The following is a 17,928-nucleotide window of genomic DNA, read 5'->3' on the forward strand; positions in this document are numbered from 1 at the left end:
CTCCACCTCATTCAGTTTGCAGGATTGGCGTCGCATTCTCATTTTTACCGTTCTTGTTATTATAACGCATTAATCGAACAGCGTTAAGAATAACTAGAAGTACACTTAGTTCGTGAATCAGCATACCAGATGCTAAGAATACTTTTCCGAATAGGACACCTGCCAGTAAGATTACTACTGTTCCTACCGCAAAGAATGTGTTCTGTCGCATATTACGTACAGTGGCTTTTGCTAAAGAATAGGCGTGTGAAAATTGGTCGAGTCGGTCTGCCATTAAAACAACATCCGCAGTTTCCATTGAAATATCCGTTCCGCCTTCGCCCATTGCAAGCCCGATGTCAGCAGTCGCGATTGCAGGTGCGTCGTTAATACCGTCTCCTGCCATAGCAACACGGTGACCTGCATTCTTTAACTTTTGGACCATGGCAACCTTGTCTTCAGGTAATAGCTCCGCGTGTACCGCGTCAAGGCCAAGTTGCTTGCCGACAAGTTCGGCGGTATGTCGGTTATCACCAGTTAACATAATGATTTGTTTGATGCCGTTTTCGCGTAACTCTTGTAGTGCGCTTGCAGCTTCAGGACGAATTTGATCTGCGATGGAGATGATTCCCGCAATGGTTCCGTCAATGGCTGCAAAAATGGCAGTATTTCCAGCCTTTTCACGTTCTATTGCATAAGCTTCGACTTTGCTAGCAATCTCTATGCCGTTGGTACGCATTAGTTTTCGATTTCCAATCACGAGCGCCTGACCTTCAATTTCCGCACGAATCCCATTTCCTTCAATCACTTCTGCATTTTCGGGCTCATTCACAAGCGCAAGATTTCGTTGTTCTGCTTCTTTTACAATCGTTTGACCAAGATGGTGTTCAGAAATCATTTCTGCCTCGGCAACGATACGTAGTAAGTCGTTTTCATTGGGGCCAACAGTATGGATATCCGTTACTTCAGGACGTCCGCGAGTCAACGTACCTGTTTTATCAAAAACGACTGTGTCAATTTTTCCGAGATTTTCCATGATTTCTCCACCTTTAATCAAGGCGCCATTACGGGCACCATTACCAATCCCTGCAACGATTGAAACAGGGGCTGAAATCACAAGTGCACCGGGACAAGCGACAACTAGGAAAGTAAGTGTCATTTCAATATTTCTCGTGACTAAATAAACGAGAATGGACATAACGACAATTGCTGGTGTGTAAATATTTGCAAATCGATCAAGAAACTTTTGTGTTTTAGATTTTGTTTCTTGTGCATCTTCAACAAGTTCGATAATACGCGCGAAAGTTGTATCATCTCCAACACGGTCAGCAAGCACTTCGATAAATCCATTTTCTAAGATAGAACTGCTGAATACACGATCTTGTTTTGTTTTCGTTACGGGTACAGATTCACCAGTAATGGCAGATTCATTTAAAGTGGCTTTACCGGAAATAATTTCTCCATCAATCGCAACTTTTTCACCCGAACGGACGATGACGCGGTCTCCTTCTTCTACATCATCGACGGAAATAGTCATCGTTTCTCCGTCACGTAAAACGGTTGCCTCGACAGGCGCCATATCGATTAGTGAACGAAGGGAAGACCGTGTTTTTTCTAATGTCCGTACTTCTAAAAAAGCACCGAATAGGAATAAAAAGGTGACTGCTGCTGACTCAACGTACTCTCCAATAAACAGTGCACCGACAACAGCAATGGTCACGAGTAATTCGATGCTAAATGTTTTCATTCGAATTGCTTGGAACGCTTTGATGGCAATTGGAGTACCCGCAATAACCGTCGCTAAAATAAGTGTCCCTTGCCGCCATTCGTGCAGGCCTCCGAGGTGGAGACCGATAGCGATAAGAAGCAAAGCCCCTGTAACGGCGGTAATTTGTGAGGTTCTTCTTGCATTCATAATGTATCCCACCTTTTTTAAATTTATTATGAAAACATATAAATCTTAATCATACAGATAAATCCTTTAGGAAACCCCGGACGCATCCGGGGTTTTTTTTATGAAACTTTTTGTGAAAGAACAGGGTACCCAAGTTTAGTAATTGTGTTTTGAATATCTTCTGCTTGGACCTTGTTTTCATCAAACTGTGTGCGGACACGGTTGGAGTGGAAAAGAACTTTTACTTCCTCAACGCCCTCCATTTTCTCCAGTGTACTCTGGATTTTTTTCACACAAGTCGGGCAACCAAGTGGTTCAAGATTAAAAACAGCTTTTTTCATATTGTTCATCCTCCAAATGTTTATTTGTACCTTAAGTGTAAGATGTTTGTTCATTCCGTTCCTTGATGTGCGTCAAGTTCTGGGAAAATTCTTTAGATGATCTGAACGTGTAACACTTGATCGTGTTGCTTTTTTACTTTGTACATGAAGTATAGGGCGATTACTAAAAAAGTTCCTTGATGTATATCAAGACTGATAGGAAATGTTAACGCTTCATCTTAGTAAAATGATTAATAGTTTATGGAACATGCCAAAAGGACTAATTTCTAAATTTAAGAACAATGGTGATTTAGCATCACAAAATTGTTCATTTCGTCTAGAAAGTTATATGATAAATATAAGAAAGGATTGAACAATGTTAAAAAAGAAACAGTCATTTCATGATTTAAGAAGAAACTTATTATTAGTAGTTTTACCTATTTTATTTCTCAGCGCTTTATTTTCGATCGTTTTAGGCAATCGAGTTTTTCTGTTTGATGTTTATATAGAACTATTCTTTGCTTGTACTTTCATGCTTGGATGGTTTGCTACATTAGTCAATCGCCGGATGAAGTATTTGGAGATTATCATATTATTTGGGTTGTATACTTATCATGTGGTGAGCGTTACAAACGTAGTAAGAAGACATAGAGGGATTGAAGGGGCAATCGATTTCGATTCATATATCGTTTGGCTTCCACTCATCCTCATTTGGACATTTGCAATATGGAGAAAAAAGGTGGCTATAGGAGTCTCTTTATTCTTACTGATTGGCACAATCATTCCAGGCGTTTATTATATGAACGAATTAAATCAGTCATTTCTGGAATCATTTGCCCAGCTAATCTTGTCTATGATTGTCTATATTTTGGTGCTCATCTATTCATTTAAGATTGTGAAGGCGCATGCGGAAGTAGAAATCATGCGTCGTCAATTACGTATAGATCCGCTCACGCAAATTGGGAACCGTTTTCAAGTTGATGAGTGGTTGCAGTCTTTTTTGAACGAGAAAAAGGAAGATGATTATTCGATTATCTTTTTTGATATCGATCATTTTAAGAAAATTAATGATCAATTTGGGCATAGTGTAGGTGATGAGGTATTACGGGAATTTACGCAGGTCGTTCAAAATGAGTTAAGAAATAACGAGTATTTTGGCCGCTGGGGTGGCGAGGAGTTTATGATTATCCTTCGCGGATCAGAATGTGTTGCATATACGTTAGCGGAAAATTTACGCCAGGCCATTGAATCTTTTCGTTTTACTGGTGTCAATCGGGTAACAGCGAGTTTTGGCGTTTCTGAATTTATTCAGGGGGATACGGCGCATTCCTTGTTATTAAGGGTGGATAAAAGACTTTACGTATCTAAAGAAAATGGACGAAACCGAGTAACAGGTAAAATGGAGGAATAACCCTTTTTCTTCAGTCAAATCTGCATTATACTAAAAGTGAACGTTGATCCGAAAAGAAAAGGAGTAGGCGCATGAAACTCATTTATAAAGGTAAAACGAAAGATGTATTTGAAGCTGAAAATGGTCAAGTATTGCTAAAGTTTAAAGATGATGTAACAGGCGAAGATGGTGTTTTTGACCCGGGTGCCAATACAGTCGGTTTGACGATTGAAGGTATGGGCCAGTCAGGGTTACGTATGACAACCTATTTTTTTGAAAAACTTGCGGAAAAAGGAATCCCTACGCATTTCGTGGAATCAAATCTTGAAGAAGCCACGATGCTCGTGAAGTCAGCGAATATGTTCGGTGCAGGTCTAGAAGTGATTTGTAGGTATCGCGCGGTAGGTAGTTTCTTAAAACGGTATGGTGCATACTGTGAAGAAGGTCAACCATTAGATGCATTCGTGGAAGTCACGTTAAAAGATGATAAGCGCAATGATCCACCTATTAATCAGGATGGGCTTGCGCAATTAGGCATTTTAACAAAGGCAGAATACGAAACACTCGTGAAGTTAACAAAAGAAATATCTTCCGTTGTGAAAGATGAGTTGGCTGTCAAAGGCTTAGAACTTTATGATATTAAACTTGAGTTTGGTCTGGATGCAGAAGGAAATATGATGCTCATAGACGAAATTTCTGGCGGTAATATGCGTGCATATAAAGATGGACAATCTGTACAGCCGCTTGAATTAGAAAAAATGTTACTCCAGTAAAACATGATGAACACTAAAAAGACGAGACACATTCACATTGTTGAATGTGTCTTTTCTTATGGTATTTGGTATAACCTAGCGAGAGAGAAACATAGGCCGTTGACAAAAACAATTAATCATCATATAATTAACTTGAATTCAAGATAAATTAAAAAGTTATTTTAAGGTTATTCGTTTTTTAACACGCGTATTAGAGTTAATAAAAAAACGTGTGGAACAAGATATAATTTTTTTGACCATATACCTCGAATTCGAGATGATTTAATGTGGATCTTGATTAAAGTATTTAGTTAAAGGGCATCGAATAGTATGTCTGATTTTGTTCCATTAGTTAATGATAGAGGATATTCGTTTGTTATCAGTGTAGTTTCCAAACATGGGCATAAGAAATTAAAACAGTTACATCGTTCATCTTTTAAGGGGGCGGTTTAATACGGAGTAATATGGAAATAATTTTAGAGAAGGTGGAATAAATGAGTTTCTGGAGTAAATTATTTAAAAAAACAAAGGAGATGGATAATATGTCAAACGTAAAATTAGCAATCGTATTCTATAGTATGGGTGGAACGAATTATCAATTAGCAAAGTGGGCTGCAGAAGGCGCACAAGAAGCTGGTGCAGAAGTTAGAGTGCTAAAAGTACAAGAATTAGCTCCGGAATCAGTTATTGAAGGAAACGAAGGTTGGAAAGCAACTGTTAATGCAACGAAAGACGTTCCAGTCGCTACTTCAGAGGACATTGAATGGGCAGACGCGATTATTTTCAGTACACCAACTCGTTTCGGTGTCATGGCATCCCAAATGAAGCAGTTTATTGATCTTCAAGGTGGATTATGGGCAAGCGGTAAAACGATTAACAAAGTTGTCAGTGGGATGACATCCGCACAAAACCCAAATGGCGGTCAGGAAGCGACATTACATTCATTATATACAGCGATGATGCACTGGGGTGCGATTATTGCTGCTCCTGGATATACTGACCCAGTTATATTCGGTGCAGGCGGAAACCCATATGGAACAAGTGTAACAGTAGACCAAGATGGCAAGATGGTTGATGACGTGGAAGCTGCAGTCAAACATCAAGCAAAACGCACAGTAACTGTTGCGGGATGGGTTAAAAAAGGGAATCAATAAGATAGTCTGTAAAGAGTCAATCAAATTTGATTGGCTCTTTAAGTTTAAATAAACCGCTTAGAACCTATCCTATCAATGAAAAAGGATTAGGAGGAATTTAATTGAAACAAAAAGTAGTTGGAGCAGTTTTGATAACCGTATTGTTTATACTGGGCGGGTGCGGGAAAGGCAGTAACTCGAAAATCCCTGTGAGTGGGAAAAGTACGGACATGATTGAAGCACCTCTCATCAACACAGAAGGTACTGAGATTGGTGAAGTTACACTAACGGAGGGTAAAAACGGTGTAACGATTCGAGTTGCTGCGGAAGGACTACCGCCAGGTGAACACGGTTTTCATATTCATGAAAAAGGGGAATGTATTCCCCCGAAATTTGAATCTGCCGGCGGCCATTTTAATCCAACTCATAAAGAGCATGGCTTTGATAATCCCAAAGGCTTCCATCTAGGTGATTTGCCGAATATTGAAGTCGCAGAAGATGGTACAGTCGACGCGATTGTATCGACAGCAAATGTTACCCTTCAACAGGGGGAAGAAAATTCAATTTTCGATGAAGACGGCAGCTCCCTTATGATTCACGCGAAGGCAGATGATTACAAAACAGATCCGGCTGGTAATTCAGGAGATCGAATTGCTTGTGCAGTTATCGCTGAATAAGTTGAAAAATCCCTTTCAAATGCGAGGACGCATCAGAAAGGGATTATTTTAATAGAAAATTTTCGGTGTAATACGGTTGTTCTTGTTCATTAAAAGCGACGCCAATGCCAAGATGACTATAAATATCCTGTAAAATATTCTCCCGATGACCTTTAGAGTTCATTAACCCTTCATGTGCAAAAATACTGCTAGATTGTCCATACGCCAAATTCTCCCCAGCTGCACGAAACGTGATGCCATCCGCTTTCATCCGATCGAAAGGGGAAAGGCCTGCTAAATTTTCATGACTAAAATAATTATGCTCTGCCATGTCAATACTATGGAGAAGCGCGGTGTGTGCCGCATTCTCTTCCCACTTTAACGCAGGAAGCCCATGTCTAACGCGAGCTGCATTTGTTAAGTCAAACAGTTGAATTTCAAAGCCTTTTCTTAGTTCATCATTTCCTTGTGCGTAAATCCCACTTTTACTATGTTCCAATGAACTAGCAACGAGTTGAACGGCAGTGACCATTTCCTCTTGGTGCAAGTCATAGAAGAAATAGGCGTACATATCACCTACTTTAAAAAGGTCAAATCCTTCACTGTCTTGAAGAATATATATATGAAGCCCTTTCCGAATCTCGGTTAAAGGTTCCCCGTATATTTTTCTGACGACAGTTTTAGACGTACCATATTGAATCCCAGCGTCTGATGAAATCAAGTCATCATTTGTGTAGATTGCATTGACTTTCCGTTCATTGTCATAAGAAATCATGACGAAATTATGGTAGTCTTGATGATATGTAGACCAGTTTGTTCCATATTCATTATGCGAAATTTGTAGGGGTTCACCGAGTGTGGCGATGACCGATTCTTCCGCAGTCCCAATTTCGAGGTTATGAATTGAAATTTGGCTCGTTTCAGGTTCTTTTAATGTAGGTTTTTCAACATTTTTTACTTCATGATCCTGCACGTTTGTGTCTGCTAAAAAGAAAAGAATCGCCTTATCTGCTTGATCACTAATAAAATGTACAGTTGTTTCGAACGGCTCACTCGTTAAGAACGCTTCTAATTTATGATCAACAGAATCTAAAAAAGACAAATCAATATATTGTGAGACAGGTTTTTCCCAATAAGGCTTTGCCAAGTAAATTGTGAATAACAGTAGAATAAATAGAAAAAAACGTTTCAAAGCTGTTCCTCCTTCCTTTCATTGTAACCTGTAAAGGTAGGTTGAATACAGTGTAATCTATATTTAGGATTACATTCATTACCTAATTCACATCGTGAAAAGGTATACTAGAGTAATGATAAAAGAACGGAGTATAGATGATGGCTATTTCTAAGAAAATGATGAATGCGCGAGCGTTTGCGCAAAATGAGCATCTATTTCATTGTCCAATTTGTTCATTAACAATGGAGTTGTTAGAGGATGCGCGTCTGGTTTGCGAGAAGCATCATTCATTTGATTTATCGCGGCAAGGGTATGTCAATTTGGCACCGCAAGCACATGTTACAAAATACGATAAAGCGCTTTTTGAAGCAAGAAAAACAATGATAACGAACGGCTTTTTTGACCCATTGCTTGACCGTTTAACAGCATTGGTAGATGAACATGTACAACATAAACAAGCACCAACAATTATTGACGCAGGTAGTGGGGAAGGTTCTCATTTGGCAAGTATTGTTTCAAAACTTTCAAATCCGGCAACTGGTGTAGGGATTGACCTTGCCAAAGAAGGTGTATTGGCAGCGGCTAAAGATTACCCAGGGCATATTTGGCTCGTTGCAGATTTGGCAAATTGTCCATTTCAAGATGATGCGTTTGACGTCATGTTGAATATTTTATCTCCAGCCAACTACGCTGAGTTTACCCGGGTATTAAAGCCGGATGGGATGTTTGTTAAGGTCGTCCCCGAAAACGATTATTTAAAACAATTACGTACCATTTTTTATGAAGACGCAGAACGACAAAATGAAGGAAATCCTGTTGAGAGAATGAAGGATTATTTTGACAATGTGAAAACGGAAAGAATAACTTATGAATTTCCGTTAAATCAAACGCTGTTAGAGAATTTAATCCAGATGACACCACTCTCATGGGGAGCTAGTGCGGGTAAAATAGAGGCGGCAATGAAATCCGAGATTCCAGCTGTCACGATTGATTATACAATTATCATAGGGACCAATGAATAATAGTTATGTTTTGAAAGAAATAGGAAAGGGGTTTAACTATGTTTTCAGGTGTAAGTAGTGTGCCAAGTTGGTTCTATATTATTGCCGTCGCTGTTGTCATTGCGTTTATCATTATTGCTGAATGGAAAACTCGTTAAGGGGGAGGTTGTTCGTGCAAAAGGCAATAGGCAAGCGCCAACGTCCTAAGTTATCGGAGTTTCATGAAGAAATGACGATAGAAAATGTCGGACAAGGCGAACCGTATATAGAAAAAGTCCGTTTTAATGGCGGCTATTTCGCAAGTATTGAAGAGGAACGTTTGTCATTTGATGATGTTGTCTTTAAGCATGTCCGATTTACAAATGCCAATATGCACGGTGCGGAGTTTGTTGATGTCGTTTTTGATACGTGTGATTTCTCAAATGTACAGTTTCAACATGCTGTGTTCCATAGATGTGAATTTAGAAACTCAAAACTGACAGGAACTGATTTTGCCAATGCTAAAATTGGCCATACGTTATTTAATGAATGTGACGGGAAATATAGTAATTTCAGCTTTTCAGGAATGAAAGAGGTTGATTTTACATCTAGTCAGTTAGTGGATAGTGATTTTTATGAATGTCATCTCAAGCAAGTTCGATTTTCTGAATGTAAGTTGGATCGCATAAATTTCTCAGAAACGGATTTGGCTGGAATTGATTTGTCGGCAAATACGTACGAACAAATTGAAGTCACCGTTTCAAAAATTAAAGGATGTATTGTCTCTAAAGAACAGGCGATAGGGTTTGCGCGTGTGTTAGGATTAAAAATAAAAGAAGAATGAAAAGAGTGAAGATATGTTAACATTTGAAGAAAAACAAGCAATCATTGAATCCTTTCCGGAATTAACACGTAAAGAGGTATCGATGAAACGGTTAAATTACCATTTTGAAGAAAGTGCTTATGATAAAAAAGTCGTTGTGCAACATTTACATCCAAATGGGAATGGGTTCGTTTATGTCGCGGACATTCCTGGGTATGAAGCAGATGATAGAGGTCTTGTGAATATTCGTGAGGCCACCGAAGAGGAATTGCGAAAGATTATTGCAGATTCAATTCAAGCGCTTGGACATGAAGAAGTGGAAGCGTCTGTCCAACAGACATGGGTGAATGGTGAAAATACGCTAGAGTTAAAGGAAGAAGAAGGTTATTGGAATGTGTATCACGGCTTAAATTTAGAAGATAGTTTTGGTGATTATGAGGAGGCCGTTGAGTATTTAAAAGAAGAACAGTTTACTTTAAAAGAGGAGTGAACAAAAGATGAAAGGGAGAACGCTTGTTATCGGGATCGTTTTATTCGTCATCATTGTTGTCGGCCTAATATATTTCCTCATGATGTCTACGATTAATCAAATCAAAGAGGAAAAGAACGCGGAAACATCGATGGCAGTCATTCAAGTTGCAGAGAATATGAATCAGTTGTATGGCGTGACCATTGAATAGCGATAGGATTAGGCATATGGAGCGGTTAGGGATTGACGAAATAACAGCTTCCTATTTAAACTTACAGACCCCAAAGGAAAATCGCGGCAATGTCCTTTTCTTTGTTTTATTCTTTCTGAATTTCATTGGACTGCTGCCGCTTATCGGCGATCCGTTTGTCTATTCGTTCTTTATCATTGCTTTTATTCCCACGATGATTATCAATATTTGGGGCATCTTGTATGTCATTGATCCGTACCGATTTGAATTGTCATACTATCTGTATTTGGGGATTTACAGTGTTGTTAATGTGTTTGTATATTCGCTTGTTTTAGCCAAATTAATGGTTACACAATTTGGTGTGCAAGGCATATTTTCAATCGTCTTGATATTGCTCGTGATGAATAGTTTGCCTTTGATCATGAACTGGTTAAATGTTCGCTTACTTTATAGTGGAACTTATTTAAAGTTGCAAACTGGGAAATGGAAGACGCCGACTTGGGCACTGTTTCTTATCGCATCACCTGGTGTCGGTTATGTTATCTACGGACTCGTCAACTCGTTTGGAAATGAGATTGCGATAAGGGGTTTGTTTTTCCTTTGTATTTTTGTCTTGTCTATCATCGTCGCTTTTTTTTCAGCCTCTATACATAGGTATTTCTTTTTGAAAAGAAATATTGAAGCAGTGCGGAAAGTTTATCCGGCATTTGGCCGGCCAAAACATATTCAAGGCGGAAAGTGAAAAACGGTTTTGCACCTTAAAGGGGGCGCAAAACCGTTTTTTTTTAATCTTTACGTTCAAATCTCCGGTTATCCGATCGATAAAGTCCTTTACCGAACGGTAACCACCAGTTCCACTTCCCGAATAACTTCATCAAACTAGGTACGAGAAGCAGGCGGATAATTGTTGCATCAATCGCAACCGCAATCGCGATCCCGACGCCAATTTGCTTCACAGGCAAAACATCTGTGAAAGCGAAAGCGCCCGTTAACACAATCATAATAAGTGCAGCTGAAGTAATCACCTTACTTGTCGTGGCTAATCCCTCAACAGTTGCTTTGTCATTGTTAAATGAGTTTGCATATTCCTCCTGCATACGTGAAATTAAGAACACTTCATAGTCCATACTCAAACCAAATACGAGACTGAATACGAGCACAGGAATAATGAGGGCAATCGTGCTTGCGGGAATTCCGAAATGTCCATATTGGAAGATATAGACGAGAATCCCGAACGTCGCTGCTAAGCCAATGACGTTCATCAGAATCGCCTTAATTGGAATTAAAAGTGAGCGGAAGGCAATCATTAAAATGAAGAAAGTCGAAACGATAATAACTGCTAGCACGATGCCAATTTTATCCCAAATTTCATCAAAGATTTCCTGATTGAATTTTGGTTGACCACCAATCTTCAAATTCCAGTCCGTCTTTTTTTCGCTCCAATCGCGCACCCAATCTTGTGCGATATCTGAAGAACCTTCCGCAGCAAGCGTGACTGGAATCATTAGTTTTTCATTTTGAACGAATGTTTCTAGCAAAGGTGCTAAGTTCGCTTCCATTTCAGGCACCATCATCGCCTGATTCCATTGGTCGACAGTTGGAATTTCGCTTGCGGTAAAAATGGTTGTCACTTTATCTACAAGTGAATCGTCCGTAAGTGCTTCCTCCAAATCTTTCATCGCTTGCAACCCATCTTCGTCTTCCCAACCGCCTTTTCGGTCAGCAATCACATAGACAGTAGAAGTATCTGTGAGATTAAAAGTATCCTCCATTAATTCAAAAGCTTCCCGGGAATCGTATGACTCCGGCAATGAGTCAATTTGTGGAATCGTTAACTCAATATTTTTTACCGGAATCATGGCAACAAGAAGTAAAACAGTTGCCAAAATCGTAATCATAACAGGGCGTTTAATAACTTGATTGGCAAACTTACGCCAGCGATTTGCACCGTTTTCATTCACTTTTAAAATGCGCCACTTATCTAAGCGATCGCCAAGTGCAATGAGAACTGCAGGCAGCAATGTAATCGAACTGAGAACAGCCATCGACACAACAATCATGCCGCCAATTGCAATGTTTTGGAATAAATCAACCTGAATGAACAGCATCGCGCCAAGTCCAATGAACACACAAAACGCTGAAAAAATGACAGAACGTCCAGCTGTACGAACGGTCATATGTACCGCATCAACAATCGATGAGTGGACACGCTCCTCGCGATAGCGACTAATGAATAACAACGAAAAATCTATACTGAGCGCTAGCCCGAGCATCGGAATAATATTTAAAATGAAAATCGACAAATCAATTTGTCCGCCTAAAATCGTCAAAATCCCGAATGACGAAACGACGGTGACGATGCCAATCATTAACGGAACAAGCGAAGCCACAACCGTTCCGAATGCAAAGAGTAAAACGAGTATCGCAATCGGCAGACCAATCGCTTCCGCGGTAATTAAATCTCGCTGACTGGCCTCGTTAATATCTTTGGAAATCGCAGAAGAACCTGTTAGCGTAATTCCTTTTTCATCGCCGATTACTTTACGAATATCCGTAACAACTTCCGACATATTCTCTGCATCGCCGTCAAAGTGAAGCATGGCATAAGCAACATTCCCGCTTTGCAAACTATCATCTTCTAATGGTGATTCAATTGTCGAAGTGAGTTTAAGTTTTTCAATCTGCTTTAACGTTGTCTCTATCTTACTATTGGGTACGTCGTTGAAAACAACAAACATTGTTTCCGCTGGCATATCAAATTTATCCGAGACGATATCCATCACCTCGGCATGGTCTCCATCCATCCGAAACCCATCACCTTCAAGCATACTCGGTAAGCGAATCGCAAAAACAGCCATGGCAGCAAAAATAACTAACCAGGCAATGATAATGGTTTTATGGGCACGTGTAATAAAATTAGCAAGTGTACGCAATGGCTAATCCTTCTTTCTATCAAATAGTTCAATCTATTCTTCTATCGTAACGGATTTTGGAGGGAAAGTCTTTTATCATAGGTTACTATTTCCTAGTAGGTTGCGAAAGCTGGGTAGAAAGCAAGGCTGGGACAAAGTACGCAACGTTTCCAAGTAAGAATTCAACACAACAGTAAAAGCATGCAACATCCTTGGAAAAGTACGCAACGCTATGCAAAGTACGCAACGTTTCCAGGAAAGAATTCAACACAACAGTAAAAGTATGCAACGTCCTTGGAAATGTACGCAACGCTATGCAAAGTACGCAACGTTTCCAGGAAAGAATTCAACACAACGTTAAAAGTATGCAACGTTCTTGGAAAAGTACGCAACGCTATGCAAAGTACGCAACGTTTCCTAGAAAGAATTCAACACAACGTTAAAAGTATGCAACGTCCTTCGAAAAGTACTCAACGCTGGGCAAAATTCAGCAACGCTTAACGAGAAATCTTCAGCGTATTGGGGTCAATGAATAGGTAAGCGGTGTGGGGCATGTATTTTATTCAAAATAAAAAAGCCATTCCCTTTAAGAGAATGGCTTTGAATGGTTAGTTCAAATTAGTTTTTTTCAACGTTTGAAGCTTGAAGTCCACGTTCGCCTTGTTCGATTTCGAATGTTACGTCTTGGCCTTCTTCAAGAGTTTTGAAACCTTCGCCTTGGATAGCTGAGAAGTGTACGAATACGTCGTCGCCGTCTTCACGTTCGATAAATCCAAAACCTTTTTCTGCGTTAAACCATTTTACTTTACCTTGTTCCATCTTTGTTTCCTCCTTGTGTGCACTTTGCACACATTGTGTTACTATCCTTGCTCAAGTCTTGAAGAGGTCAAGCTTTGCTGTGACCATTCTGCTTTCGAACAAAAATAATTCTCTCTTATCATATCAGCTAACTGGAATGAATGCAAGTGATTATTCAAAATAAATTTGAAAACACTAATAATGAAGGTGTATCACATCATTATTAGTGTTAAAAAATCAATGCTAGTAATTGATAGACGATTGCCGCAAGTGTTGCGGAAACCGGTAAGGTAATGATCCACGTCATAACAATTCTTTTTGCTACGCCCCAGTTTACGCCACGTACACGCTGGGCAGTTCCTACCCCCATAATCGCGGAGGAGATGACATGTGTTGTACTAACGGGTAAGTGAAGTAAGGTTGCTCCGAAAATAATTCCAGCAGAGGATAAATCCGCAGCAGCCCCATTGACTGGTCGGATTTTCATAATTTTTGTTCCGACTGTTTTGATGATTTTATATCCACCTATAGATGTTCCCAACCCCATTGCGGCAGCAGCGGAAACTCGAACCCATAGTTGAATATCGTCGCCGGTTTGTAAACCTCCGGCAATGAGTGCCATTGTCATAATTCCCATTGCTTTTTGGGCATCGTTCGTACCATGCGTAAATGCTTGGAGGGCAGCTGTCCCGATTTGTAAGTATCGAATACGTTTATTCGCTTTAAATAAATTACGGTTTTTCAAGACGACTTTGAAAATCGACATCATTAAGAATCCAACGATTAATGCGATGAACGGTGAGAAAATTAAGGCTTCTAAAATTTTTAAAAAGCCGCCCCAATTCAAAATTCCGAAACCAGCAGCGGAAATTGCAGCGCCGGCGATTGATCCGATTAATGCATGTGATGAACTTGAAGGAATTCCATAATACCAAGTGATTAGGTTCCATGCGATACCTGCTATGAGGGCGGCTAAAATAACGAGAGAGCCATTTTCTAGCATGAAAGGGTCGACGATGTCTTTAGAAATCGTTTTCGCGACTCCTGTAAATGTGAGTGCCCCTATAAAGTTCATGATTGCAGCCATATAAACCGCGGTACGTGGTGTTAAAGCCCGGGTTGAAACAGAAGTTGCAATGGCATTGGCAGTATCGTGAAATCCGTTAATAAAGTCAAAAGCTAATGCAAATATAATAACAAGTATCGTAAGGAATAAAATTGTATCCATATAGATGAAAGGCCTCCTTACGCGTTGCGCATAATAATTGTTTCAATTGTATTGGCAACGTCTTCACAGTAATCCGCGACATCTTCAAGTTGCTCATAAATATCTTTAAATTGAATAATGCGAATTGGGTCTTTCTCATTAATAAACAATTGCTTAATAGATGTTCTGTAAATTTCATCACAAATACTTTCAAGTTGTTTAATAAGCACAGCGTGGTCTCTCATTTCAACAAGCTTTTTCTGTGAAAGTAATTGAAGCGCTTTGACGATTTCATCGGTACTTTTCACGATATTTTCCATAAACGAGTTCACATACTCATCAATATCTATTAATGAAAACATTTCAAGGTGAGCAGCAAAATGCTCTATGCCATCCAAAATATCATCCATTTTTATTGACAATTGTAAGATATCTTCACGTTCGATAGGTGTCATAAAAGATGTGTTTAGTTTCGTCGTTAATTCGTAAATTAAGGAGTCGCCTTCTCTTTCATAATTTTTCAACCGAATACTAACTTCTTTTAAATCCGAAACTTTTTCTATTTTAAAGTCATGTGCATAATGAACAGCTTCTTGGACGTGTTCAGCAATTTCAAGTAAAGCTGTGAAAAAAGGGTCTGTTTTATTAAAATTGAACATGTCAAACCTCCATCAATTTGTTAGTGCCTATTTTCGCACAATTAATCATAACAAATACGAATTGAAATCCCTATAAACTTCGACAAGATTTACACAAACTTAACATTTAGATTAAAGCGAAAGGAAGGTGAGTTGTTGAGAAATAGATGAAATATGATTTTAAATCGAGATTCATACTTTTCCTCAAAAGTATCTATATATAGAATGAGTATACCCATTGTTAACTGGGCTTGCACTTTTCAGTAGATTAATTTTCAGAAAAAAATTTTCAGAAAAAATATTTTAACTGAAACTTTTGAAGAAGTATTACGTATAGATAGGTGACGAGAAAAATTGAAGGAGAAGGAGGCGATCCTATGGAGTTGTTTGGGCTCCCGGTTGTTCAAGTTTATTTATATGCGTTGATTGTTTCTGGTCTAATCACGATTTTATATGTATTTTTCAGCGATATTGCTGAGGGGATGGGTGAAGGCAGTCCGTTTCTTGACCCGGCCGTTATTTTGTCCTTCATTACATTCACATCAGCGGCAGGATATATAATAGAATTACTTGTGGAATGGCATAGTGGTGTTGTTTTGGCAGTTGCCATTGCAATCGCTATTGTCCTTGATATCCTTCTATATTTCTTTGTCTTACTACCACTTTCTTCTGCAGAAGTTTCGCTCGCTTATACGGATGAGTCGCTGATGGGGCAAGTCGGTCGTGTAATTGTTCCGGTCCCTATTGATGGGTACGGTGAAATTGTCATTGAAACAGTCAATGGTCGAATTTCCAAACGTGCGACTGGGTATGAAAATGCCGCAATTGATTATGGGAAAGAAGTATTAATTATCGAAGTGAAAAATGGCACATTTATCGTCAAGGAATATGAGCCTTTTCGTTTCGCAAATCATGAGTAGAAAAAGGGGGAGTTCGCATGCCAAGTATTTTTATTGTTGTCGGAATCGTTGTTTTTATCTTACTAGCGGTCATTCTCGTCTATATTACGAAGTATCGTACGGTTGGCCCAGACGAGGCGCTCATTGTAACGGGAAGTTATCTCGGTACGAAAAATGTACATACAGATGATTCTGGAAACCGAATTAAAATTATTCGGGGCGGGGGTACATTCGTATTTCCGGTATTTCAACAAGCTGAGCCGTTAAGTTTATTATCAAGTAAATTAGAAGTAACCACTCCAGAAGTGTATACGGAGCAAGGTGTTCCAGTCATGGCTGACGGAACAGCAATTATTAAAATCGGCGGGTCTATCACTGAAATTGCTACTGCCGCTGAACAGTTTTTAGGAAAATCAAAAGAGGATCGTGAAAACGAAGCGAAAGAAGTGCTAGAGGGTCATTTGCGTTCAATTTTAGGATCGATGACAGTTGAAGAAATTTATAAGAACCGTGATTTATTCTCACAAGAAGTGCAACGCGTCGCTTCGGAAGACTTATCGAAAATGGGTCTTGTGATTGTTTCATTTACGATTAAAGATGTACGCGATAATAATGGATATTTAGAATCACTCGGTAAACCACGAATTGCACAAGTAAGGCGTGATGCGGATATCGCAACGGTTGAAGCCGAAAAAGAAACGCGTATTAAAAATGCGGAAGCGTCAAAAGAAGCGCAAAAAGCTGAGCTTGAGCGCGCAACGGAAATTGCCGAAGCGGAAAAAGAAAACCAGTTAAAAGTCGCAGAGTACCGCTTAGAACAAGACCGTGCAAAAGCGAAAGCCGACCAGGCATATGAATTGCAAACGGCTCGTTCTAAACAAGAAGTTATGGAACAAGAAATGCAAATTCAAATTATCGAACGTCAGAAGCAAATTGAACTTGAAGAGAAAGAAATTTTACGTCGTGAAAGACAATACGATTCAGAAGTAAAGAAAAAAGCTGACGCGGATCGTTATGCGATTGAGCAAAATGCAGCTGCTGAAAAATCTAGACAACTAGCAGAAGCAGATGCAGAGAAATACCGTATCGAAGCACGAGCTGCAGCTGAAGCAGAAAAGGTTCGTCTTGACGGGCAAGCGAATGCGGATTCTTTACGCGCGCAAGGTGAATCTGAAGCAGACATTATTCGTTTGAAAGGTCTTGCGGAAGCTGAAGCGAAGCGTAAAATTGCTGAAGCATTCGAACACTACGGCCAGGCAGCTATGCTTGATATGGTCATTCGTATGATTCCTGACTACGCGAAACAAGTTGCAAGCCCACTTTCTAATATCGATAAAATTACGGTAGTTGATACAGGTGGCGGTGAAGGCGGCGGTGCCAATAAAGTCACATCGTACGCAACAGATTTAATGTCAACATTGCAAGAAACGTTAAAAGAAACTTCAGGAATTGACGTGAAAGAAATGTTGGAAAACTATGCGGGGAAGCATAATATTCGTCCGAGCATTGATGCTCTAACGCATGAAGTAAAAGCTTCCAAGCAACTAGCTAAAGAAGAGGACGGTAAAACTGAAGAAGCATAAACAGAAGGAACCTAGCCACTTATTACGAGTGTGCTAGGTTCTTTTTGGGGATTATTATAGCGGTTAAAATTGGAACTGGGGGATTTTAAAAACCCTCCAGAACATAAGAGGGTTTAAATCATTATCATTTC

18 protein-coding genes are annotated in these 17,928 nt (G+C 39.5%); 11 read left to right on the forward strand and 7 right to left on the reverse strand.

Annotated elements, in window-relative coordinates; genetic code table 11:
- Nucleotides 1-7: 7 nt before the first annotated feature.
- Both BI350_RS02480 and BI350_RS02485 read right to left on the reverse strand, forming a co-directional pair.
- Nucleotides 8-1,894, reverse strand: a complete 1,887-nt coding sequence (locus BI350_RS02480; RefSeq protein WP_075526691.1) for a heavy metal translocating P-type ATPase — start codon at nt 1,892-1,894, stop codon at nt 8-10.
- Nucleotides 1,895-1,992: 98 nt separating this feature from the next.
- Complete coding sequence (locus tag BI350_RS02485; RefSeq protein WP_075526692.1) at nt 1,993-2,214, reverse strand: heavy-metal-associated domain-containing protein; 222 nt, start codon at nt 2,212-2,214, stop codon at nt 1,993-1,995.
- A 355-nt stretch (nt 2,215-2,569) separates the two neighbouring features.
- Between BI350_RS02485 and BI350_RS02490 the strand changes: the two genes are divergently transcribed.
- The 4 genes from BI350_RS02490 to BI350_RS02505 all read left to right on the forward strand — a co-directional run bounded on the left by BI350_RS02490 (nt 2,570) and on the right by BI350_RS02505 (nt 6,145).
- Nucleotides 2,570-3,604: a GGDEF domain-containing protein gene (locus BI350_RS02490; RefSeq protein ID WP_075526693.1), complete on the forward strand. Its 1,035-nt coding sequence runs from the start codon at nt 2,570-2,572 to the stop codon at nt 3,602-3,604.
- 71 nt (nt 3,605-3,675) lie between these two features.
- A complete protein-coding gene (locus BI350_RS02495) occupies nt 3,676-4,356 on the forward strand; it encodes a phosphoribosylaminoimidazolesuccinocarboxamide synthase (protein ID WP_075526694.1) in 681 nt (226 codons plus the stop codon).
- Nucleotides 4,357-4,877: 521 nt separating this feature from the next.
- Nucleotides 4,878-5,489: an NAD(P)H:quinone oxidoreductase gene (gene wrbA, locus BI350_RS02500; RefSeq protein ID WP_075529198.1), complete on the forward strand. Its 612-nt coding sequence runs from the start codon at nt 4,878-4,880 to the stop codon at nt 5,487-5,489.
- Between the two features lie 101 nt (nt 5,490-5,590).
- Nucleotides 5,591-6,145, forward strand: a complete 555-nt coding sequence (locus tag BI350_RS02505; RefSeq protein WP_075526695.1) for a superoxide dismutase family protein — start codon at nt 5,591-5,593, stop codon at nt 6,143-6,145.
- 43 nt (nt 6,146-6,188) lie between these two features.
- On the opposite strand, the gene BI350_RS02510 is transcribed toward BI350_RS02505, so the two are convergent.
- Nucleotides 6,189-7,316 (reverse strand): CAP domain-containing protein, encoded by a 1,128-nt coding sequence (locus BI350_RS02510; RefSeq protein WP_075526696.1) that lies wholly within the window; start codon nt 7,314-7,316, stop codon nt 6,189-6,191.
- 140 nt (nt 7,317-7,456) lie between these two features.
- On the opposite strand from BI350_RS02510, the gene BI350_RS02515 reads away from it, so the two are divergent.
- The 5 genes from BI350_RS02515 (at nt 7,457) to BI350_RS02535 (ending at nt 10,502) form a co-directional block, all read left to right on the forward strand.
- Nucleotides 7,457-8,320 carry a putative RNA methyltransferase gene (locus BI350_RS02515; protein ID WP_211117165.1) on the forward strand — a complete coding sequence of 288 codons (864 nt, stop codon included), beginning with the start codon at nt 7,457-7,459 and terminating at the stop codon, nt 8,318-8,320.
- 151 nt (nt 8,321-8,471) lie between these two features.
- Nucleotides 8,472-9,122, forward strand: coding sequence for a pentapeptide repeat-containing protein (locus tag BI350_RS02520; protein ID WP_245698289.1), 651 nt, complete (start codon nt 8,472-8,474; stop codon nt 9,120-9,122).
- A gap of 13 nt (nt 9,123-9,135) precedes the next feature.
- Nucleotides 9,136-9,591, forward strand: coding sequence for a hypothetical protein (locus BI350_RS02525; RefSeq protein WP_075526698.1), 456 nt, complete (start codon nt 9,136-9,138; stop codon nt 9,589-9,591).
- Between the two features lie 7 nt (nt 9,592-9,598).
- Nucleotides 9,599-9,781, forward strand: a complete 183-nt coding sequence (locus BI350_RS02530) for a flagellar basal body-associated FliL family protein (protein WP_075526699.1) — start codon at nt 9,599-9,601, stop codon at nt 9,779-9,781.
- Between the two features lie 16 nt (nt 9,782-9,797).
- Complete coding sequence (locus BI350_RS02535) at nt 9,798-10,502, forward strand: hypothetical protein (protein WP_075526700.1); 705 nt, start codon at nt 9,798-9,800, stop codon at nt 10,500-10,502.
- A gap of 43 nt (nt 10,503-10,545) precedes the next feature.
- Here BI350_RS02535 and BI350_RS02540 read toward each other — a convergent pair whose 3' ends face one another.
- The 4 genes from BI350_RS02540 to BI350_RS02555 all read right to left on the reverse strand — a co-directional run bounded on the left by BI350_RS02540 (nt 10,546) and on the right by BI350_RS02555 (nt 15,336).
- Nucleotides 10,546-12,693, reverse strand: a complete 2,148-nt coding sequence (locus BI350_RS02540; RefSeq protein ID WP_075526701.1) for an MMPL family transporter — start codon at nt 12,691-12,693, stop codon at nt 10,546-10,548.
- A gap of 597 nt (nt 12,694-13,290) precedes the next feature.
- Nucleotides 13,291-13,491: a cold-shock protein gene (locus tag BI350_RS02545; RefSeq protein WP_075526702.1), complete on the reverse strand. Its 201-nt coding sequence runs from the start codon at nt 13,489-13,491 to the stop codon at nt 13,291-13,293.
- A 208-nt stretch (nt 13,492-13,699) separates the two neighbouring features.
- A complete protein-coding gene (locus BI350_RS02550; protein ID WP_075526703.1) occupies nt 13,700-14,698 on the reverse strand; it encodes an inorganic phosphate transporter in 999 nt (332 codons plus the stop codon).
- Between the two features lie 17 nt (nt 14,699-14,715).
- The gene (locus BI350_RS02555; protein WP_075526704.1) at nt 14,716-15,336 is read right to left on the reverse strand and encodes a DUF47 domain-containing protein; all 621 of its coding nucleotides are present in this window, start codon (nt 15,334-15,336) and stop codon (nt 14,716-14,718) included.
- Between the two features lie 356 nt (nt 15,337-15,692).
- Here BI350_RS02555 and BI350_RS02560 point away from each other — a divergent pair, with 356 nt between their 5' ends.
- On the forward strand, nt 15,693-16,235 hold the full coding sequence (locus BI350_RS02560; RefSeq protein WP_075526705.1) for an NfeD family membrane protein: 543 nt from the start codon (nt 15,693-15,695) through the stop codon (nt 16,233-16,235).
- A 17-nt stretch (nt 16,236-16,252) separates the two neighbouring features.
- Nucleotides 16,253-17,797, forward strand: a complete 1,545-nt coding sequence (locus tag BI350_RS02565; protein ID WP_075526706.1) for a flotillin lipid rafts scaffold protein FloT — start codon at nt 16,253-16,255, stop codon at nt 17,795-17,797.
- The last annotated feature ends 131 nt before the right edge of the window (nt 17,798-17,928 follow it).

It is taken from the genome of Sporosarcina ureilytica, assembly GCF_001753205.1.
Lineage (GTDB): Bacteria > Bacillota > Bacilli > Bacillales_A > Planococcaceae > Sporosarcina > Sporosarcina ureilytica.